This window comes from Bradyrhizobium sp. USDA 4510, from assembly GCF_054059095.1.
On sequence record NZ_JBSSBT010000001.1, the window covers coordinates 1,242,179 to 1,263,792 of the forward strand.

Genomic DNA, 21,614 nt, shown 5'->3' on the forward strand with positions numbered 1-21,614 from the left:
AGCGAATCCATCCATTGAACGAAGACTTGCAACGACCGTGCCATCGCTAAACTCAATTCAGAAAAGCACGATATGGGGATGCTAGCTCGCAGTTGATCGGCGTTGTAAACCCGACATGCAGGTCGGAACTATGCCTGTTGCTGTCAGGAATGAGAATTTTCTGGCTTGGTCTGGCGACTCATCTTGATCGCTCGCGCCACCCGTGAGAAAGTCGTCTGAACCAAAAACATAGAGCGGAAAGGGCGTATGCTTGCGCCTGCCTCCCTGGAGGTGTCGCTCTAGGCAGGGTTTGATCGGATCTCCTAGAGTTGACCTCGCTTCTGATCACCCAAGCACGGATAATCTAATTGTAGCCTGGGCGATTCTTGTTCGACTTTCAGCCACCTTCGTCAGTCGATGGAGAGTTGCGGTGGTGGATTAGCGCGGCCGATCAGATGAGCCTGTGCAGCCACTTCAGCAAGATAGTGATCCATCGCGCTTCGCGCGGTGGCTGTACCAGGGTGGCGGAAATTCGCGGAAATCCCGTCCTGCCAGCGACTGACCCATAGGTACGTCTCGCAAGCATCAGAGCTGCGGCTGATCAGAAATCTCGTCCGCCACTCGGGCCAGCAGTCCGACCCAGGCACCGTCCGATTGTCCATGTAGGATACCATGAAGCGGTCGCGCAGTGTGGTGCCGAGCAGCTCCATCGCCTTCGAAAATGGCACTTGAGCTGTTTTCTTGGCGCGCTTGAGCTCGAGCCGGGCGGCGTGCAGGATTTCAGGCAACGTATCAGCCACCCGGAAGCTCACCGGACTCATCCCGACATACCATCCAACCGAACGCATCGAGCGCAGATCGTACCGGGTGTGAAAGGGCGCAACGGCGTGGAATTGTCGTTGGCTCGCTAGTGTCTTTCCTGCCAGTGCCAGACAGGCGAAAATTCCCGTCGCCGTGTTTCCGCCCTGAGCCCTGCAGCCGCGATCGAATTCGGATGCCCCAGCCGCATCGAGCAGCCACATTTGTCCGCTGCGCTGCAAGGAACCCTCCGGCACATCGAATGTTAGCGGAAAGTCGGGCAATTGACCGCCATTCGCCGCGATCAGCTCGCGCCAGTGGCCGATAGCGGGATGCTCATCGGTTAAGCCGGTCACCCGCTCTCGTTCGGCCTCGGCGTGATCCAGATAGCTGTGCGCCGCTGCCAACTGGGGGGCCGTTCCATGGATCGCGGCTGTGTACAATTCGCGGAGCTCATACGGTACCAAGGCCATCGAGTAGGCATCGCTGACAGAGTGGTCGCAGGCGAGCAGGAGGCTCGTGGATGTCGGCCGGCTGATCGTCACAAAGACATACGGCGGCCAGCGCAGGGCGGTGGTCTCCGCGTCAAACAGCTTTTCCAGGAGCTGAGCGAAATCGTCGCCATCGACGCGGTCACCCACTACGGTTTTCTCAAGCGCTACCGCGCCCGGATCAATCGTTGTGCGATGAATTGCCGACCCATCCTTGGTCAAGCGGCTGCGTAATACCTCGTGCCGGTTGACCCAGCCGAGGATCGCTTTGCTTAGCGCGGCGGCGTTGAACTCGCCAGGCAAGTCGAATGCTGCGCCAAGCCAACCCGGTCGGCCATCGTCCGCAGAGCGAAGATGTTCCTCTTGAACATAGGACGGGCGGCGCGGGTCAGGCCGCCAGCTGATAGGGTCGGGGACGTTGACTCGCCACACCATGAGCCGGCCTGGCCGCCGATCAAGATCGCCGAACTCTTTGATGTCCATCAGCGGGTCCCTCGCAGTCACCGACGCAAGCTGTGCGTGTGGCGCAGCGGCGACCGCAAAATCCACACTATCGAGGCCGTGCCAAGCACGCTGCTCGCGAGCAATGTGGTACGCAGGCTCGTTGCAGCAGCGGCCGCGCCGCCAGCCAGCGCACCCAATGAGGCCAGTCCCCACACCACGCTGCGGATACTCGCATTGACCCGGCCCTGTAAGTGCTGCGGCACCAACACATATCGAATGGGAACCTGCTGCACGTTGTAAATCCCTTGGCCGATCCACAGAATGAATTGGGAAAGTGCCACGCATGCAACTGCGGCCCACAAGGGTTGGGTGAGCAGGGTCGTCAAGCTCATTCCTCCGGCGCTCACCGCCAAACCGATCATTAAAATTGGGCCGAGGCCAATTGCCCGGCCCGCCCGCGGTGAGATAGCCGCGCCGATCACTCCACCAAGCGCGCCGATGCCGAGCACCATGCCGACGACCCGGCTGTCGAGCCCGAGATCCTTGGTCAGATGCAGCAGAAAGACCGCAGAATACGCGTTGTGCCAAAAGATGAATGTGCCGCTGGCCAACGTGACTGCCCTCAAAATCGGATTGCCGAACACGCTCGCCAGCCCCTCTGCCACTTGTCCGAGCACCGCGCTCGATGCGGCCTCTGAGCACCGAGCGCGCCGCATCGGCACCAGCGACAGCAACGCGGCGGCAAGCAGAAACGAAACCGAGTCCGACAGTATCGCGGTCGGGGCGGAGAATTCGTTGACGAGCCAACCGGCCAGAAGCGGACCTGCCGCCATCGCGCCCGCTTGGCTGAGCTCCAATGAGCTCTGCGCCCGAACCAGCTGTGAGCGGTCGATGACGGTGGGTATGCACGCCAGATAAGCTACGTCAGCGATCACTGCGGCGATCCCAACCAGCATGCTTGTCATGTACAACTGAACCAGTCCAAGATGTCCAAGGCTGGCGAACAAGGGAATCGTGGCCAGCGTTGCCGCCATCACCAGATTGGCGGTCAAAAGGATCCGCCGATGCGGAAGGCGGTCCACAATGACCCCGGCGAACAGACTCACCACCAGGTACGGCGCCCGACCGCAGGCCAAGAGCAGTCCCGTTTGCGTCGGGCCAGCGTCCAACCAGGTGATTGCGGTTAGCGGCAGCGCTAGCATGGTTACATTGGAGCCCAGCAGCGAGATAGTTTGGCCGACGAGCAACGCAAGATAGCTTCGTCGCAGTCCGCGCAGCGGGACGAACCGGCGCGGGCGGCTCACGCGTCGCCAGACAGGCTGCGAACCGACAAATATCCCAGTCGGCTCAGCTCACTTTCGGCGATCTGCTCGAACTCCTCGATCTGGGCTCGCGTCAGATCTTGGACGTAACGACCGATCCTGCCTTGGTGCAGCGGCTTGCCCGCAGCCTCGGCCGCCGGATGGCCGTGCGGTTGCTCGAACAATACGTGCTCGTATTCAGCGTGACGTAGCACGGCCTCATCCCAAGGCAGGCCGAGGTGATCCAGAATTCGGGCCAGAGTGGGACGGGGACTGCTTACAAGATCCTCGTAACGCACCTCGAGATAACGACCAGGCGGCGCAATTCGATGCGGCTGGGATACCACCTTGAGCCAACCGCGCGCGGCGTCGGCAACCGTTCGATATCCCCAATCAGGAACGGTATTCAGATGAGAGGCGGCAACGTCGCGGCCGTCCCGCACGATATGAACGAAATGTGCGCGCGGCCACAGCCGGGCGAAGTCGTCGGTTCGGGCGATCTTACGCTGTAGTTTCAAGCCCCAGCGCTGGGCCCCACTACGTGCTCGGCGCAACTCGCCGATCTCGTTGATAAGGCGGCATCGGGCGGCGAACGAAACAATATCGTCGCCCGTCTCGGCCATCACCTTGCTGACCAATTCACGGATATCATCGAAGTCGAGGCCGAATCGGCGGCACTGGAACACAAAATGCACCCCGTCATACCAGAACGGGTCGACAGTGTTTTTGGTCATGCCCGCGACCCGGAAATCGCCGGGCGCGAGCAGGTCGATCGCGCGCAAGATGTGCGGACCGAGATTGAGTGGTTCGAGGAAGTCTATCTCCGGCCCGACTACCAAATCCAGATGCGAATCCAGCACGATGCTCAGCAATGTGGTGCCCGAGCGGTTCTCGCCGCCGAGCAGCACCGGGGATGTGGAAAATGGATTGGGCAGCGGCATGGCCGTGTTCTCCGTTGGAAAATGCGTGCTCATCCGCAGCCGGGTGCGGTGAACCAGCGCCGAACCGCCCCCGGAGTGGCCACGAAATGGTCCCTGGCGAACCGTACAGCGGCTGCGACTGGATCCGGGTCGCTGCCGATGTTTTCCATGCGGGACAGCGCCGCCGGCAGAGCCTCTCCAGCAGCTTCGATGGCCGTCTGCACATCGGCGCCGGATAGCGCCGCCGACGGCATGAAGCGGCCGCCGTACTGCATAAGAAAGCCCCGCGACCACATCTCCTGGAAAAAGGCGTGGCCAAGTTCAGCGTTGGCAAATACGACATCGAACATAGTCGGCCAGGCGAATGCCCATGCTGCGACCTGTTGTCTGGCAAAGACCTCGTTAAGCCCCTTGATCAGTTGATCGCCAACCTCGCGCATCCGAGCCAGCAAGGTCCCGTCGCGCAGCGCGTGCAGGGTGCTTAGTGCGGCCGCGAATGGGGTAACCTCGCGCTGGTAAGTGTTGCCCATGTATGTCTTCTCCGCGGCGGCGAGTACGTCCGCGCGCCCCGCGACTGCGGACAGCGCCATTCCATTGGCCAATCCCTTGCTTAGCGTGATCAGATCGGGCGTGATTCCGACCGCCATATGGTAGCCGCCAATGCCGTAGCGGAATCCGGTCATCACCTCGTCAAGTATGAGCAAGGCGCCGTGCCGATGCACCAGCCTTTGTAATTCCTGATGGTATTCGGGCGGGAAGAAGTTGACTTCCGGAGTGATGATCACCGCGGCGACGCGCTGGACACTTGCTAGAGCATTTTCCACATGATGTGGATCATCTGGTGTATCCAGCATGCCTAAAGTAGTTGGCACACATCTGCGGCGCAAACGACTTGACGAGTTTGCCGATGAGTTTGAGCAGGGCTTGGACCGTGCGGGTGGCGCCTTTGCGCAGCGCAGCTTTCAACCGGGAGAAGGCCTGTTCGATCGGATTGAGGTCGGGCGAGTAGGCCGGCAGATAACGCACGCGGGCGCCGACAGCCTCGATCGCCTCGCGGACACCGGCGATCTTGTGAGTGCGCAAGTTGTCCATGAAGACGATGTCGCCCTTGCGCAAGGTCGGCGCCAGGACTTGCTCGACATAAGCCAGGAACGAGGGCCCATCCATTGCACCGTCGATGACATAGGGCGCCGTGAGGCCATCGATGCGCAGCGCGGCGACAAGCGTCAGCGTCTTCCAGTGACCATGGGGCACGCCAGAGACGAGGCGCTCACCGCGAGGAGAGCGCCCATAGTGCCGGACCATCTTCGTCGTGACCGCAGTCTCGTCGATAAAGATGAGGCGCGGTGCACGCAGCTTGGGCTGCTCGGCTTTCAGCGCGGCACGCTCGGCAGCGACGTCAGGTCGATCCTGCTCGGCGGCGTGCAGTGTTTTTTTTGAAGGTGATGCTGTGACGGTCGAAGAAACGCCAGATCGAACCGATGCCGGCCTTTTGCTTTCTCTGAGAGCGCAGACGCGCGCGGATCTCCTCGAGCGTCAGGTCCGGCTCCGCGGCGATCAGCTCGATCAGCCACTGCTTGTGCTGCTCCAACGGCGAGCGGCTGTGCCCGGTGCCGGGCTTGGCCTCAACGTTTCCGGTCTTCCTCCAACGATCCATCCATCGGATCGTAGTCGAAGCGCCGAGATTGAGAATGCGCGCAGCCTCACGTGCGCTTTCGCCGGACTCAACAAGCTCAACCGCACGCACCCTGAGGTCCTTGGAGTATCCCTTCGCCATCGCATGCCCCGCATGTTGTCGCGGGCAACACCGAATCTGATTTGCGTGCCCGTGGGAATCCCCTTTGACTGTTCCGATTCACCTCAACTGGAAACCGCTCTAGCTCGTCGAGCAAGTCTAGATTGTAGCGGAAATCCACGCTGTCTCGATCCCGATTGGGTAGCCCCATTTCGGGCCGGTCCTGCAACTGCCAGTCGTGCCAGCCATGATATCCGCTGGTAAGCACATGGTTCAGACCTGTGAATGAGCGGGCAAGGCGGACGGCGGCGGTGGTCGCACAGGATCCCGTGCGGAAGAACATTGAACGTTCCGCGACGGGGAAGATCTCCGCCAACCGCTCGGCCAATTCGATCCGGTGCCCGGACAGGGGGCCGGGCAATATGCCGCCGGTACGGCGCATCTCGGCGGCTGCGTGCTCCACGACCGGCTCGTATCCGGCTCCGAGCGGCGCAGCACCACTACAGGAGGTGAAATCGACATATTGCCTTCCATTGATGTCCCATGCATGCGCACCCGAGGCGCGCGTCAATACGACCGGAAAACGCCTATTGAGATCCCACTTCTCCGACGCGGTGACGCGCAACGCGCGGCGTAGTGCTGATCCGTGCGCGTCGGTCACTGCCACAGTGGTAGTCGGGCTGGCGTTGGACATGAGCCCTCTCCGTTTGATAATCATTCCCTTAGGCGAGCTGCGTGACTATTCTTCGAGCGATCCGTAACGCGTTCGCCTGAATGGTGAATGTCGGATTGACGCCTCCGGAATAGGGAAAGAAGCCGCCATCCGCGACATAGACATTGTCGATGTCATGCACCCGGCCCCAGCGGTCGACCACGGATTGGGTCGGATCGACACCGGCACGGCAGCCGCCATGCAGATGTCCGCTGCCGAACTGATAATTGGAATCCTGATAATCGACTTGTTTCACACCGGCCTCCGTCAGCAAGTTCGACGCACGTCGGCACAAATAGCCTAATCGGCGTTTGTCCAGCGGATGGGTCCAGTAATCGAGAATGATCTTTGGCAAACCCAGCCGATCCAGGCTGGTGGCAAGTCGGACCGCATTGTTGCGCATGGGTTGGTCGGCCGCCAGGAAGTGCAGCCGTAGTGTTATCTTTCCGTCGCGGTCCGTGCGCTCAACCCGACTCGCTTCGTAGATCATTCCGCCGAGTCCCGAAGGAGCATCCTCGTCCAGGTAGTGATCGGAGATCGCAACGGTGGAGAATGGGCCACCGGCCGGGCGCGCGGGCATTGCACTTATTGCGGTGCTACCGGACACGTAGCCGCTGATTTTAAACGAGATGCCACTGCCGACCATGCCGGAGGCGTTGCCGATGCCGTTGGGCGCCGCCCGCTGAGCCGACCTTAGCAGTAGGGCGGCAGACTGCACTGCGTTGCCGGCGAGTACCACGCAGCGTGCGCGGATCCGAGCGCGTTGTCGCCTGAGAGTATCCAGCCATTCCACGGAATCCGCGCGGCTGACGTTAGCCAGATCGATGCGCACAGCCTTGCTGCCGAGTGCAACTGTCAGCGCGCCGGGCGGCAGCGCGACATCTGTGAATGGCGAGCGTGCGTCGGCCCGCGCGCCGGTAGGACACAGATGCTCGTTGCAAGTTCCGTTGCAATGGCAGGCTGGCCGGCCACGATAGGGTACGGAGTTGATAGCCAATGGGGTGGGAAAAGGTAGTAGGCCTAGGCGTCCGCCGGCATCGGCGATCAGCCGCCCCTTCGCGCTGTAGTCATGCGGGGGCAGAACGGGAGGATCGCTCGGTGGTTCGTATGGGTCTGCCCCGGCTAGGCGGGCCACTCCCATGCGCCCTTCTAGCTCTTCGTAAAACGGGCGTAATTCGGCGTAGTTGATCGGCCAGGTAGGGTCAAGCGCGTCTCCGGCCACGTGCGCTCGCGCGTCAAAATCGATGGTCCGATAGCGGAAGGCTATTCCGGCGTACAAAGTCATTCCGCCGCCGAGCGCGCACACGGTCCAGGGACGTCCAAACGGCGTCAACGTACCTGCCGCAGACTTCACCAGCGCGGTATCCATACCATCTTGGACGCTCGCCAGCGAGGCGTCGGGAGGAAGCGACCGACCTTCCTCGAGGAGGAGCACTCGCAAACCGTGCTGGGCGATCTCGTATGCAACGGTCGAGCCGCTGGCACCACTCCCGATCACGCATACATCAACGATATCGGCCCTCATAATTTCACCTTTGGCAACAAATATCGACGATGCGCAATCAAAGCCCCATTCATCAGTGACCGGCTGCCTGAGACAGCTGGCATAGCCAACGATGAACGCGCGGCATTTGCACGATTACCCAAGACTGTCCGGTTTGGCTTCGTTCAGCTGATCAACTGCTGCGTATCATTGCGAACTACCGCAAGATCGTACAATGTGACGCTACGTACGATTCAAGACCATCCAGGTCGCAACCGCATGAATATGACTAATGGCTCTTCAGAAGCCGCGACACCATCGAATAGAACAATGGGATCAGGCAGTTGTCCAAATCCAGCTAACCTTCCTGATGTGGGTGAGAAAACGTGTTTGCACCATGAGCGGGTGCTCGCGAGCTTTTTGATTATGCGTCGTCAAAAGGCCGTGCGGCTCGCATTTTGCAGTCCGCCAAGACTATTGATCTCCCGAATTCTTCGCAACTCATCAGGCGCCGGCTAGCAGGAACACCAAAGCCGCACATCATGCGGCAAAAAAAGCCCGGCCTCATTTTGAGAGCCGGGCGGAAGTTAGTCTGGGCGAACGAGACTCGTCGCGCCAGCTCCCGTCGACAGAGGGAGGGCTGCCGACGGTTATTTGCGGCAAAGCATTCACCGCAAATTCCAAACACGAAAGGATCGATGTCGAAAAGTCTGGCGTAGTTTCCCTTTTTACCAAGGCGATATTCGCCGAATGCACTGACAGCCCGCGATCATCTGTCATCGTCGCTCATTCAATCGGCATGATTTCGAAGATCCTCCTAAAGTAGCGTCGACCGTGTCATTGTCTCGCCTCTGCCGGAGCAGCCCCGCCAGTTTGCCCGGGACCCTTCGCGTCCTGCTTTAAAATGCTACAACGTGACGCTAGGTGCGAATCAAGTCGCTTGAGCTGCGGCGTGCACCATGAAAATCCAAGCTCCCGATCTCTTACATGCAGCTAAGTCATCCAAGATCCGCAAGGTGCGGTGTCGTATCTGCTTTGGTGAATGGGCTTGTACACGTGAACATTTGAGCGATTTCGCCCGCACGACTTGTCGTACCCTCCGCGGAGATCACTACAGCGACGAAGTTCTGTGATGACGACGCCGCGCAGGCGCGCAATGAGCTTTTGGTGCGGCAAGCAATACCCATTCTATCGCCGGGGTGCGCGACCTATTGACACCTATCTCACCAGTTGCGTGGCTCGCGACCATTCTGCACGGTTCCTTTTGATGACGGCGCAATCCCGTCAGCGCACAGCCCCAGTCGCCCAAAGCGAAAGATGTCAATGTTCAGGAGCGCTTTGCTGACGTTGGCTCGGCTGACATTTTCCAAACCAACTCAATTCCCACTATGGGGTTGGCGCAATCGCGCGCGGCGTAGTCGGTGCGCCATTCCTCTCAATTGGGAGTGCGAGTGAATGGTCCCCGCTCAGCCCAGGAGGGCGCGGACATCTTGCGAGATAAAACTGCGTGCGTGATGCGAACCGCCGCCGCACTGAGGAGCCTTCGAAAACTATGGAATATGACTGCGAAAGGTTCCGACGGAGCGGCAATCGAAGCGGCCCAAGATAGAGCGTGGTTTCTAGGTTGGTGAGCCGCGGATCAGCCGGGCAATTGAAGATCTCCTCGCGCAAGCCCGGACTCGAAGAGGAACAAAGCTTTATTGCGTGCCGTCATGCCAGGCGAGATTTTGTACGATTCGCTCGGATCTGTAGCCGCAATGGCACACTGGGCCGAGGTAGCGAGATCTTTGGATCGCTGCGTACAGTGTTTACTCGCGTAAAAATACGGGCTTTCTAGTACAGTTCGGGGCGTGGGATGTGCTTGAGCCGTCGTTCGTGACTACCTGCTCGGATTGAGGTCCAACATGAGTCATGCGGCTAGGGACCGCCATGAAGCATTGAAAGTGACAGAAGAAGAATGTGAGTTGGCGCGGTGCAGGCAGGAAATAGCCCGTCTCAAAGATCTAGTTGTGCAGCTTTCTCAACTGGTCTTGCGGCACGTCGCGGAAAATACCGAGGACCGAAATCCACAGTGCAGGTGAGCCGCTTGGGCGTATGAGATAAATGACAGGGGATCGCAGTTAGACTTTCCGTTGTCATCGGCAGCGCGGCGTCCCCCGGGGGGGAGGGGGAGCGGCCCCGCCCTTGATTTCCATGGGGCGGGGCCGCAATTGCCAGTCGAACATCTTCGTGGAACGATGGGTGCCTGAGCTAACGCGCGTCGCGCGGTCCGACAGTCGAAACTCTCCGTAAGCCGAAACCGATGACTGCAGTCCGGCGAAGGGACCCCTCATCGTGCCCGCCGCTAAAACGTCTGCGTTGAACCAAGTTATCGGCTCCCATTGAGTCCAGCCCGTGAGCGTTGAACCCGTGGCAGGCTAGTCGAGCGGGAATAGGATCGAAACTGCGCATGTGTGTGCCCGCTTTAGACCGATGGCGGTCTATGGACACCAAGCTGCTCGATGACGCGCTTTGATATCTCTGTTGGATCGCCAACCCCGCTTTTGCCAACCTCGATGACCTTCTTGGCGATGATTTCTGCGATAGGGTCGTCTCGATCAACCAAGCAGAGCGAGCGCAGGGCCCGTGCATAGGCTGAGTTCAGACATTCAATTTCTTCCGGCCGTAGCTTGCTGCCTTGGAGCAGTCGATCGATCGACATTGATCACCATCCTGCCTCCTGAGGGCGCTCTTTGATGTCTCGCACTAAGATGGGTCAGAACGCGGTCGGGTTAGTCTCGCTATAGCCGCCTTTGTCGTCCCACCTATAAACGACATAGTCGAGCTGCTTGATGTCACCCTTGGCGTCGTATTCCAGTGTGCCGATCACAGTGTCCCAAGAGCCCGCTTTGATCGTGTCCATCACCTTCTTTGGGTTGAAGGTGCCGACTTTGGTTGCGGCTTGCATCCAGACCTGCACTGCAGCGTAAGTATAGAGCGTGTAGCCTTCGGGGTCGATATTCTTGGCCTTGAATTTATTGACGATCGCAGCTGCCGTCGACTTCTTGCGTGGATCTGGTCCGAAGGTGAAGAGCGTACCTGCTCCAGCTGCGCCGGTGATAGAGGCAAATTCCTTGTCAGCCAACGCGTCACCCGACATGAGTACGGTCTTCAGGCCCTGATCGCGCATCTGGCGCAGGATAAGGCCCGCTTCCTGGTGATAGCCGCCGACATAGACGAGGTCGATACTGTCATGCTTCAGTCGCGAGACAATCGCATTGAAATCCTTGTCGCCCTTGTTATAGGACTCGTACATCTTCTCAGCGATGCCGGCCTTGTTGAGTGCCTTCTTCGTCTCGTCGGCGAGTCCCTTACCATAAGTGGTCTTGTCATTTAGAATCGCGATGTTCTTGCCGCTGAAGTGCTTCGTGATGTACCGGGCGGCAACCTGCCCCTGCTGGTCGTCGCGGCCGCAGACGCGCGCCACGTTCCACAGCTTGCGCTCGGTGAATAGCGGGTTGGTCGAAGCCGGCGTGATTTGCAGTACACCGCCATCCGCATAGGCTTCCGAGGCCGGGATCGATGACGAGGAGCAAAAGTGCCCAGCAACGAACGGGATCTTAGCGGCAGCGACCTTTTCCGCTACCGATCGCGCCTGTTTGGGATCGCAGGCATCGTCCTCGATGTCGAGGGTGAGCTTCTTGCCGAGTACGCCGCCTGAAGCATTGATCTGCTCTACCGCCATCTCGGCGCCGTTCTTCATTTGCCGCCCGAAGGCAGACTCGCCCCCGGTTATTGGTCCGGCGACGGCGATGGAGATTTCCTCAGCCAACGCTGCGGTGAACATTGCAATCGATGCTCCAAGTGCAAAGCCGATCAGCTTGAGTGATTTCATGGGGTGGTCCTCACAGGGTGAACGCAACGGCGAGTAAGCTCGAGCAGAGCAAGGGGACCCCCGCGGCGCTTGGTGCCAGGAAGCAACCAGAGATAAAGTCATGATCGCGCATCAAACAGTTCGATTGCACCGCCACGAGGGCGCAGGAGCCCATCTTGACTTGATGAGACCAGGTTCGGGAGTTGTCGGCAGACAGTCCATCGCTCAGAAACAGTACATGACGATGTCGTTCCAGCAGGGGAACGGGCCGGCTCGCATGCGAATAGGCAACGATAACGCAAACTTCTCCGTCCCGTCTCATCTTCGCCGCGCGTCCGATCCCATACCGCCCACTATCTCAATGACGGCGTTGTCTTGCTGGACACTAACTGAACCGAGCGTTTATGAAAGGAATAGATCAATCCGGAACGTACAGAGCTTGTCGCGTCTGAAGCGCCGCCTCTTAGACCAAGCGGTCGGTCGAGCCGAAAGCAGAGACGATCGTTCAGGTCGTGCGCGAACATTGTCCCTTGGAGGCATACAAACACTTCATGCTCCGACGGCGTGATCCCCTCGATAGCGCGCGCAAGGCAACCAGCACGGTCTCAAATGAAAGCAAAGACGAGCAGGCTCGAGCAGAGTAGCGCCAAGCTGGTTGCGGTCAGCGCGAGGAGGCTACCGGAGACAAGGTCATGATTGCCCATGAATCACCCTCGAATGCCATCTAAGAAGAGATCGGAGCGGCAGCTCGTCACTTTGAGCTTCGCAAGCAAATTATGCGGCTTTTGGTTGCGCCATTTCTGCGTTGTCCGGGTGACGCTGCATTTTTGCGGCGTCATTCGGCCTTACTTTGTTGAAGTTCGGCACAAGAAAAGCGGAGAAATGCGCCTTGGGCAAAGCTGACGCTCCTAACCCAAGAAAGTGTGTGTCTGCCGGACCAGCTCGATGACGCGGCCAAATGCTTGAGATGTACGGCTGGCCGACTACGAAGCCACCGAAGTTGCAGTAAGCGTGAGTTTTGAAAAAGAGTGTACAAAAGCGCGAACCTTTCGTTGCTCTCGCCGGAAATCTCCCCACGATTGTCGCCTTCTCGGTTCGACGCTCTCGCCGATTGTCGCGAGAGCAGTGTACAGAGCGTCCATGCTGGGTACCGTTTTTTCGTGTGATGCGTGTCGATTACCCTCGTCCGGCCCAACCTACCCGCAAGCTGGCTCACTTGATGGGGCGAAGTGGCCGGCTACGGAGTGCCTTTGGCGGGTTTGCGATCTCCGCTCCCATTTCGCCGGCCGCGCACTCGGTCGTGTCGTCGTTCGAGCGTACCGAGCCGAACGGCCTTTCCAGCATGCGACGGACCCGTACCGGCGCAGGGCCGACGTGGAAGTGAATGGCCCGCTGCTCTAATGTGCGTTCCGACCGCGTCGAGCGGTTCCGCGAACGCAAGTAGTCGAGCCAGGTCGGGCAGTGATAGCGCTCGGTCCACAATTCCGGATCGGCAATATCCCGCGCGATCGACCAGCCGTAGGCGCCGTTGCGCTGGCGAGACAATTGCACGTCTTGCATCACATTATGAAACGCTCTCGCATTCTCCTGTGCAACTCGGTATTCGATCTCGACGACGAGCGGGCCGCTGCGTCCGGTCAAGGCGAGTCGCACCTCAGGATCGGCGAGCGGCTCAGGCTCCTCACCCCGCGCGCCGATACGGGGCATGGGCAGCCAATGGCCGATGAGTGGTGAGGCGAGCATCAGGGCGGCCGACACCAGCAGCGCGGTTTCGACCCCGGCCGCGTCGGTCAGACGGCCCCAACCCCAGCTGCCGACGGCAATCCCGCCTGAGCTCGCCGCCTGATAAGCTGCAAGCGAGCGTCCGGCCACCCAGCGCGGCGCTGACAACTGCACTCCAATGTTGAATACCGCCCACACCATCATCCACACGGCTCCCGCCAGGACGAGTGCCGCTGCGGTCAACACCGGTTCGCGGCTGAGCCCAACCGCAGCCATCGCTGCGCCCATGGACAACGCACAGGCGCGGACCGCCGCCTCGCCGCTCAACCGCCGGCGCAGTTCGGTGATATTCAATGCGCCGACCACCGCACCCAGACCAAAAGCGCCAAGCATGATGCCGTAGGTCTGGGCGTCGCCATGCAAGAGATCGCGTGCTACAAGCGGCATTAGAGCGGTGATTGCACCGCCAACGATGCCGGTCACCAGACTGCGGGCCAGCACGATCTTGATCGACGGTGAGTTGCTGATATAGCGTACGCCAGACACCATCGCCCGGCTCAATCTTTCAGGCGGTAAGCGCGCGGGCGCGCTCATACGTTTCCAGAGCAACAACGCGATAATCAGCGGCAGATAGAGCAACGTGTTGAGCGCGAATGCCGCCACTGCACCCGCAGTTGCCACCACGACCCCGCCGATTGCCGGACCTACGCTCCGCGCAATGTTGTAGCTGATGCCGTTCAGCGCGATGGCCGCAGGCAGCTGTGCTTCCAGCGGAACTTGTTCACTAACCGACGATTGCCAGGCCGGCCCCATCAGCGCCATACCACTGCCGACAACGAGGCATAGCATCAGCAAGAGGTTTGGCGTGGCCAAGCCAAGCCAGGCGACTAACGTCAACCCGGTCGCCCCGGCGAGCGCCAATCCAAGGGAGGCCAGCGCCACGATACGGCGGTCATACATATCCGCGATCGCCCCGGCTGGCATCGATATCAGCATCACTGGCAGTAAGAGTGCAGTCTGCACCAACGCGACCTTGTCAGCCGACGACGTCATCTGCGTCATGGCCCAGGCGGCACCAACGCCTTGAATCAGGATACCGACATTAGACAAGAGGCTCGCAAGCCAGATGCGCCTGAAGGTCGCGTGCCGCAGCGGCGCCGTGATGCCGTCGGTACTATGCGCCTGGGCTTTGAGTGAATCGCTCATATCAACTCATGATGATCTACCATGATTTGATCTTGGTAGGGATCACAAGGATGTTCCTGTCGCGATATCGCCTTCAGATCCTGACGTGGCTGTGAAATGAGATGCTTCGATCGAGTTTGATTGAAAGTGATCGACTGCTTCCGTCGCCTTGCGCCTCATAGCAAAGGCAGCGCCGCACAAAGCCGGAATGGTCTCCAGCACCGGCGTGATATCTGCAATCTCCAATCGCAGTAGAATCGCCTTTCCAATCGTGCCGCAGTGGACGCTAACGATCGGATAATCTAAAGGCTGCCTCAGACCTATTCGCCCCAGCGCACTGCTTGCGCGGCGTTATTGATTGGGTGGGCTGGCTGGCAGCTGCAAACTTTGTACGAATCGGACAAATGCGCGAGATCTCTAAGCGCGAAACGATTTGCGTCGCAGAAGCTGAACGACCGAAACTCGATCTCGCCGAACTTTTCAATGCCTCCACACAGCTGCGCAGTGATTATTATCGCTTGCCAGGTGGTTTCGCGTCAGTGCGGAGCATTGGAGGCCATCGGTAGGAGTATTGGGTTCTAGATCGAGCCTCTGTGCGCGTATTTCGCGCAGTACGTGGGACAGACGTCCAACCGCAGCGCCGCTGTGACCTTGGTTTGGGAGCGGTTACGCACTGCAAAGCAAACGTGTGTATTGTTCCCGTAGCCAGCTCAAGCACATTCGGTTCAAGTCTACTCGAACGCGCGGGCGTTCTGATTCTCCTCTTCAGCCTGTTTTGTGTGAAGAGTGTCAGGATAGGCCGTCGACTTCGCTAAACTTTCGCGTGGTGCGACATCGCCCGACGCCCTGGCGAAGGCGTTTGTTGATCTATTCAAGTGGCCGAGGATAGGCAGTGAAAGCCCGCCGGAGCGGGACCATTTGTCATGCGATGCATAAGGCGCGGTGCGTAAATTATGTGCACGATCGATCATCGCGCACCTGCGTGATGCAGGGCATTCGGGCAGCAACATACGATTCGTGCCGCATCCCGCGATCCGACGTTTGTCGTCTTCTGCAGGAGCTTCTCTTACTTGCCGGCCGTCTCTTTGAGCCGACCAATGATCGTTCTGGGGCCCCGGCCGGCGTGCAGTATCACCGGCCCCAATTTCATCGCAGCGCCGACGAGCACGTATGCCATTCAACCGTCGGTTCGCTGGAAGAATATTGTCGCCGCCCTCACAGGAGGCGCGAACGATGATCGCGTCGGCGCCGCACACCGGCTGCAGCGCGCGACCGTAGGTTTTGCCGATGAGGGGCGCGTTATTGCCGCTTGCCGGCACACCGCTGGTTGCGTGCTCCTCACGCCTCTTCATGTTGTTTGTGGATGCCGATGCACATCCTCTCGCAACGCCGGCTCGGCGGCGCTTGTTGCGGCCTAACGCGCTGTTCTCGGCAGCACGCCTTTCCGCATCCTCAGATGGGACTGAAGATGGCTTCGGCCACGTCCTGCACCGGCTGCCCCGCTGCGCTGGACCAGTGGTCGGATTGTCGTAGTTCACTCCCAAGCCTCATCAAGCTGCACTGCAGCCAGAGTCTTTCCTGCTTCTCGTGCCTGCTACGCCGAAACAGTGTTTCGGCATATGCGCGCATGCGGAATCGGTAAAGCAGTCGGTAGAAATGACAGGCCATGTGCTGCTCCTGGTCCATTTCGCCAACGAGGCGCTTTTGATCGCACCATTATCTTTCACTAAGCGCGGTGTTTGAATGCAATTTGGTCTCAGGTGACGCTTGATAGCGGAATTGCAGCGTCGATTTTGGTGGATTTCATCCCGCGGATAGCGGTTCACGACATAAAGCCGCAGTCAGCAAATTCGATCTCCGCCATGGAGATCCATACTTGAGCTAGAGTTAGAAGCGATGGACAAGCAGGAATGTGACGAAGATCAAGTCGATATCGTGCCGCACCTGGTGTCATTTTTACGATCAAGTCGCCGTCTCAGTTGCCCAGAGAACTCGTGCAAGCCACGATAAAAGCATCCAGCAGGCTTTGAAGACTTTCGACCGCTACCAACAACGTATCCGATTCTTCGCGTTCTGTTGTGCCGAGTGCATAGGATTCGCGTAGGCGCCTGGCGTGGTTCACCCTTTCGCGGCCGTTCGCGGCTCGCTTTTCGGCAAACTCTAGCTGCGCGGGGTCATGACCGAGCTTGTCCAACTCGCCGAGCAACAACTTCGTGACCGCCTGTCGCTCATGGTGGGTGAGATCAGTGCTGTAGAGCACGCTGAGATAGCGATCGATGTTGGCACGCGCGACGTGCCCGTACATGTCGCCGGTCTCCTATGTCCGGAACGGACCTTACGTAAGGGATTTATTGTACCGCCCAGTGGCATGGAGCACTATAATTGTTACTACTTGAGCCCGCCATCGCGGAACGGCTCGACTATTCGCGTCCGATGACCATGACGCGGACGGTTCAGGACTACTCTTGTGGTCCACTTTGAGCACGTCCACGGTGATAGCAATGTGCATTCGTCCGTTTCGTACAAAGCTCGCACCCGTTTTCCGGACGACGCACATCCGGCCAAGTTCGGGTGTGGTTTGGTCCACGATGAATTTGGCTACTCGCATATCGCTTTGTGCGCGGCTGCCGCGACGCGCGCCGAGGAGATCAGTGATTTGGCGCGCCGAAGTTGGGTATCGTCTCGCGAGCCCCGGGGTCCGCAGCGTGCGCTTATGATACGATTCGATCACACTCGCCGAGCGAACGTACGCTCGTCCGCTCTGTACGAAGTTTGCGCACGCATGAGGACGCGCGATCTGCCAACATAGCTACGCGGGGATGGGATGGTTCGCATCGTACCTGGTTCACTCTCTCGGCGGGCGTTTGGAAGGGGGCTTTTAGGTGCGGGCAATTGGGGCGCAGATGTCTCCGCGTGAGGTATCAAGGTGAGTAGCGTCGTCGTCACCGGCATGGGCGAGCGTGTCGAGGATTGCGTCGGCATGCTCGTCCTGCTTGCTCATTCACGTTATGGGACGAGTCAAGGGCGTGCGATTGATGGCGCCGCTGAGCGATCCTGGTGCCTTGATCGCGACGGTTAGAAGCGAGAGGCAGCCGAGCATGAGGCTTGTTCGCCGAACGGGGGTCCTATTACCGATGGACTGGAAGGCGCCCTGCCTCTTCGGCCGGTGCGGTTAGATTGGCTTGCAGATCCGTCGCTCCCCGGTGAGACAATCCGAGATCTGTGCCACGAAGGCTCGATTGATCGCGCCCTGCTGCAGGCGTTAGGATAATTGGTCAATGAATACGCCGCTTAATGGTTATGTCGCAGCACTAGAAGCCTTAAAAGAAGATGATCGGCTGCGCGGCCTCAAACCCCGCACAGGGACCGATTTTGCTTCAAACGATTATCTGGCGCTGGCAAGCGCGCCTCGTATGAAGAAAGCCCTGTGCACCGCGCTCGATGCCGGCACGCCGATCGGAGCTGGCGGGTCACGGCTCCTGCGCGGTAATTGTGAGGAGCACGAAGCTCTTGAAGCGGAGGCGGCGCGGTTCTTCCGAACGCAGACGGCGCTGTTCCTCGGCGGCGGTTACATCGCAAATTTTGCTGTTCTAACGACGTTGCCGCAGCAGGGCGATTTGCTTGTTCTCGATTCGCTCGTACATGCCAGCATTCATGAAGGCGCACGAGCGGGCCGAGCCGAGTTCCGGATAAGCACACATAATGACCTCCAGTCGATCGAAGACAGGATTGGCGACTGGCGAGCCAGGGGCGGCAAGGGGCGCGTCTGGATCGTGGTGGAGAGCCTCTATAGTATGGACGGAGACTTCGCGCCGCTTAAAGATCTGGTCGCAATCGCCGAGCGCTACGAGGCGTTCCTGGTTGTGGACGAGGCTCATGCCACAGGTGTTTACGGCGAGCAGGGACGGGGGCTCACCGCGCCCTATGAGGGGCGCGAAAATCTTTTGGTAATCCACACCTGCGGCAAGGCGCTGGGCGCGGCGGGCGCGCTTGTCACGGCTTCCGGCGTATTGCGCGACTTCATGATCAATCGGTGCCGTCCATTCATTTTCGCCACCGCGCCATCCCCCCTAATGGCCGTCGCGGTACGAGAGGCGATCTTAATCCTGCAGGAGGAGCCTGAGCGGCAACGACGTCTAATCGATCTGGTCAACTTTACACATCGGCAGCTCGTTGTGTGCGGTCGCGCGAGTTCTTCGAACTCACAGATTATTCCTTATGTTGTGGGCGACAACGCTCGCACGATGCGGCTCGCCTCTGCACTCCAGGCGCGTGGCTTTGATATCCGTGGGATACGGCCGCCAACGGTGCCTGTGGGAACGGCACGGTTGCGGATTTCGCTGACACTTAACGTCGGGCAGGATGATGTATCCGACATGATCGATGCGTTGGTCGAAGAGACCTGGGGCGTGCAATGCGGCCGCGCAAGATGATTACGGGATCGGCAAAACGGTCTTCAAAAGTCCGCGCCGACACACGCAGATGCTCCTTTTTGAAGGGAGCACTTCGGAAAGCAAATTGACAAGGCTCAGCTACGCAGCGCTACCAGCGCTCTTTGGGTGGCATTCTCAAGGCGTCCATCGATCCTTGGGTGCCAGGCTCGAGGCGTGTCAGCGAAGGCTCAGAGGACTTTTCTGCGTTCTAGCCGGTAATCGCAATTGTCGCGTGCGAAAAGTTCCGGTTTATTGCGGATGCAAGGTATGGTCTTAAAGCGAATCCAGCGATGCTTCGTTTCCAAGACTGGCACTCGCTTGCAGGAGAGACAGTCCGATGCCGTCGCGAGCAACAGTGTTCCTTACATCAGCCGGATGGGCAGCCGTCGCGGTCGTAATTCTGCTATATGTGATTTTCAGCCCCAGCTGAGCCGGGCACCCTGAACGGGCCGATCTGTTTCGATGCCATGACGGATGATCCGGCGAGGCTATTTTGAGGGTTGTCCCCTCGCCGAGAGTAGCGCTTATATCCCAACATCCGTTGCCGCGCATCTGCGGCTTCAGTCAACTGTTGGCTATGGCGTTAACCGAAGGCATGGAACTGTCGGTCACGACAGGAAATTATGTTGGTGCTGGCTGCGCGTTGCCAACATAAGTAGGTAGAGTACGAGGAGGATAAAGAGCTCGCGCATACAAAAAGATATTCCGAAATTGTATGTCAATTGTGGAGCGGATCACATCCGGTGCATTTATCGATGGACGAGCGAATTTCGCGGACTCAACCGAAGCAGCGTTAGGCATTCAAACGGCTGCGAAGGTGCCAGGGTCAGTTCAGCAGATCGACCTTGCCGGTGTCGAGCCGGTACAGACCACCGATTACCTTTAGTCTGTTCTGCTCAACTGCCGCGTTCAGAACCGGGCCTGCCGATTTAAGTTTATCGACGTTATCGACTACGTTCTGCCGGATGGCATTGGCGAACGCATCACCGGTTTGCTGGTGGGATTCCCGTACCGCAGGCGCAAGCGCAGCGACGAGCGATGGAATATGTCCCGGCGCCGGCTTTTCGTCGTTGAGCGACTTGATCGTGGCGTCTATCGCGCCGCAACGATCGTGCCCGAGTACCAAGATCAATGGCGTGTTCAGCACAGCGACCGCGTATTCCATACTGGCGAGGGTGTCATCGTTGGCAAAATTGCCGGCGAGGCGGCAGACAAACAGGTCACCAAGCCCGCTGTCGAAGGCAAGTTCAGGCGCTATGCGAGAATCGGCGCAGCTCAGAACCGCCGCATATGGATTTTGTCCATCGACTAAAGCCTGACGCTCGCGCTTGAAATCGCCGCCTAGTGATGTGCCCTGGACAAACCGGTCATTACCTTCGACTAGCCGCCTCAGCGCAGCATCCGGCGTGAGCATATTATCCGGCTTGGGTGGCCTTTTTGCTTCCTTCGCGTCAACTATGTTGTCGCCAAGCCGCATGCCAACCGCCGAAAACGCCAACAGCGACAGCAAAAGTGACCGGCGCGAAGGCTTTATCGTGAGCGCGCAAGATATATTCGGGGAATGGTCGGCATGCATGTGTGTCGCCTTATCGCGCGGCTTTACGCCATCCCGTGGCTTCAGCCTCCGCTTCGCTGCAGAGCCAGCGTTCACCCTGCTTCTTCGTCATGTCGATTTGTCCGTAACCGAATTGCCCGGGCAAGTGATAGATGCGCTCGCCGTTGCCGCCCACAGTGCCTTTTATCAGACACTCGGGTGAGGGCGGGTCCGATGCCAAAGCGGGTCCGAGCAGGAGCTCCTGGGCATCGGTCGGTACCGAGCTCGCGCCAATGATGATCGTTCCATTGTTGCGGTGACGCCAGTCCCAAGGCGTGATGAACGCCCCCGACCATAGGCCGGCATAGGCATGGCTCGCCACAACCTCATAGACGGCGTAGATATGGATATTTCGACCCCATGATAGTGCCCAACCCGAGCGTACCATCCACGCGTTCACGTCCTCGCCTGCGATGAAGCAGCTCCCGAGTGACCTGCCGTACTCATCTCGCCCGGTGGTATGACAATCCCACGTTCGTCCGTTCGAATGCTTGATAAGCTCATCGCGAGCAGCGATGCCGCAAGCCCATTTCTGACCGTGGGCGTCGAGGCAAATCTGATCCGTCTCTGGCGCGTCGATGCCCGAGAGCCGAATTTTAGTTTGCTCGATCTCAATCGTATTGCCGTCGACGATGCGCGGAGGGCCGCTGAGTTTCGCTGCGCAAGCCGGAGATGTGATGACAGCGAGCAATGCAGCCATCATTGCGCGGTGTTTCATCCCGACGGCCTTTCTCTCTTGGTCCATCCGTTCAACACCACGTGCAATCCGGCGTCGCTACATTCGCCTGCTTGATCGCACCATGTCTGCTATTTGGCCTGTGTTGCATCGTTCGGCGTTGGTTGGTGAAATCTTGGTTGTGATTTCCAACCTACGCCCTGACGTGACGTGAGGTTCAAGCGATTTCTTCCAGGATAAGTGTTGCGGTATGCCGGCCTCGACCGTCTCTCTCAGTAGGCGCGCACC

General features: G+C 59.1%; 15 protein-coding genes. 1 reads left to right on the forward strand and 14 read right to left on the reverse strand.

Annotated elements, in window-relative coordinates; all coding sequences use genetic code 11:
* Window positions 1-389: 389 nt before the first annotated feature.
* The 12 genes from ACVMDN_RS05530 to ACVMDN_RS05585 all read right to left on the reverse strand — a co-directional run bounded on the left by ACVMDN_RS05530 (window position 390) and on the right by ACVMDN_RS05585 (window position 16,928).
* Window positions 390-1,751 (reverse strand): condensation domain-containing protein, encoded by a 1,362-nt coding sequence (locus ACVMDN_RS05530; protein WP_245313759.1) that lies wholly within the window; start codon window positions 1,749-1,751, stop codon window positions 390-392.
* A gap of 17 nt (window positions 1,752-1,768) precedes the next feature.
* Window positions 1,769-2,959, reverse strand: coding sequence for an MFS transporter (locus ACVMDN_RS05535; RefSeq protein WP_081334851.1), 1,191 nt, complete (start codon window positions 2,957-2,959; stop codon window positions 1,769-1,771).
* Between the two features lie 53 nt (window positions 2,960-3,012).
* Complete coding sequence (locus ACVMDN_RS05540; RefSeq protein WP_141713271.1) at window positions 3,013-3,954, reverse strand: sulfotransferase family protein; 942 nt, start codon at window positions 3,952-3,954, stop codon at window positions 3,013-3,015.
* Window positions 3,955-3,983: 29 nt separating this feature from the next.
* Window positions 3,984-4,787 (reverse strand): aminotransferase class III-fold pyridoxal phosphate-dependent enzyme, encoded by an 804-nt coding sequence (locus tag ACVMDN_RS05545; RefSeq protein ID WP_456843614.1) that lies wholly within the window; start codon window positions 4,785-4,787, stop codon window positions 3,984-3,986.
* Window positions 4,768-5,710 (reverse strand): IS630 family transposase gene (locus ACVMDN_RS05550; protein ID WP_141343507.1). Its coding sequence is split into 2 segments (ribosomal slippage): window positions 4,768-5,370 and window positions 5,372-5,710, totalling 942 coding nucleotides; the frame shifts between segments, so codons are not numbered across the junction. The genes ACVMDN_RS05545 and ACVMDN_RS05550 overlap by 20 nt, the downstream gene beginning before the upstream one ends.
* Window positions 5,667-6,362, reverse strand: coding sequence for an aminotransferase class III-fold pyridoxal phosphate-dependent enzyme (locus ACVMDN_RS05555; RefSeq protein ID WP_456835510.1), 696 nt, complete (start codon window positions 6,360-6,362; stop codon window positions 5,667-5,669). The genes ACVMDN_RS05550 and ACVMDN_RS05555 overlap by 44 nt, the downstream gene beginning before the upstream one ends.
* 28 nt (window positions 6,363-6,390) lie before the next feature.
* On the reverse strand, window positions 6,391-7,905 hold the full coding sequence (locus ACVMDN_RS05560) for an FAD-dependent oxidoreductase (protein ID WP_069276056.1): 1,515 nt from the start codon (window positions 7,903-7,905) through the stop codon (window positions 6,391-6,393).
* A gap of 2,422 nt (window positions 7,906-10,327) precedes the next feature.
* Complete coding sequence (locus tag ACVMDN_RS05565) at window positions 10,328-10,564, reverse strand: hypothetical protein (protein ID WP_069280670.1); 237 nt, start codon at window positions 10,562-10,564, stop codon at window positions 10,328-10,330.
* A gap of 54 nt (window positions 10,565-10,618) precedes the next feature.
* Complete coding sequence (locus tag ACVMDN_RS05570; RefSeq protein WP_456835509.1) at window positions 10,619-11,737, reverse strand: branched-chain amino acid ABC transporter substrate-binding protein; 1,119 nt, start codon at window positions 11,735-11,737, stop codon at window positions 10,619-10,621.
* A gap of 1,191 nt (window positions 11,738-12,928) precedes the next feature.
* A complete protein-coding gene (locus tag ACVMDN_RS05575) occupies window positions 12,929-14,644 on the reverse strand; it encodes an MFS transporter (protein WP_069276054.1) in 1,716 nt (571 codons plus the stop codon).
* A 710-nt stretch (window positions 14,645-15,354) separates the two neighbouring features.
* Window positions 15,355-15,975 (reverse strand): hypothetical protein, encoded by a 621-nt coding sequence (locus tag ACVMDN_RS05580; RefSeq protein WP_456835508.1) that lies wholly within the window; start codon window positions 15,973-15,975, stop codon window positions 15,355-15,357.
* A gap of 623 nt (window positions 15,976-16,598) precedes the next feature.
* Window positions 16,599-16,928 carry a hypothetical protein gene (locus ACVMDN_RS05585; RefSeq protein ID WP_069276052.1) on the reverse strand — a complete coding sequence of 110 codons (330 nt, stop codon included), beginning with the start codon at window positions 16,926-16,928 and terminating at the stop codon, window positions 16,599-16,601.
* A 973-nt stretch (window positions 16,929-17,901) separates the two neighbouring features.
* Between ACVMDN_RS05585 and ACVMDN_RS05590 the strand changes: the two genes are divergently transcribed.
* The gene (locus ACVMDN_RS05590) at window positions 17,902-19,056 is read left to right on the forward strand and encodes an 8-amino-7-oxononanoate synthase (protein ID WP_069276051.1); all 1,155 of its coding nucleotides are present in this window, start codon (window positions 17,902-17,904) and stop codon (window positions 19,054-19,056) included.
* Between the two features lie 826 nt (window positions 19,057-19,882).
* On the opposite strand, the gene ACVMDN_RS05595 is transcribed toward ACVMDN_RS05590, so the two are convergent.
* Window positions 19,883-20,632, reverse strand: coding sequence for a carbonic anhydrase (locus ACVMDN_RS05595; RefSeq protein ID WP_069276050.1), 750 nt, complete (start codon window positions 20,630-20,632; stop codon window positions 19,883-19,885).
* Window positions 20,633-20,642: 10 nt separating this feature from the next.
* Window positions 20,643-21,395, reverse strand: coding sequence for a thermonuclease family protein (locus tag ACVMDN_RS05600; protein ID WP_069276049.1), 753 nt, complete (start codon window positions 21,393-21,395; stop codon window positions 20,643-20,645).
* Window positions 21,396-21,614 lie beyond the last annotated feature (219 nt).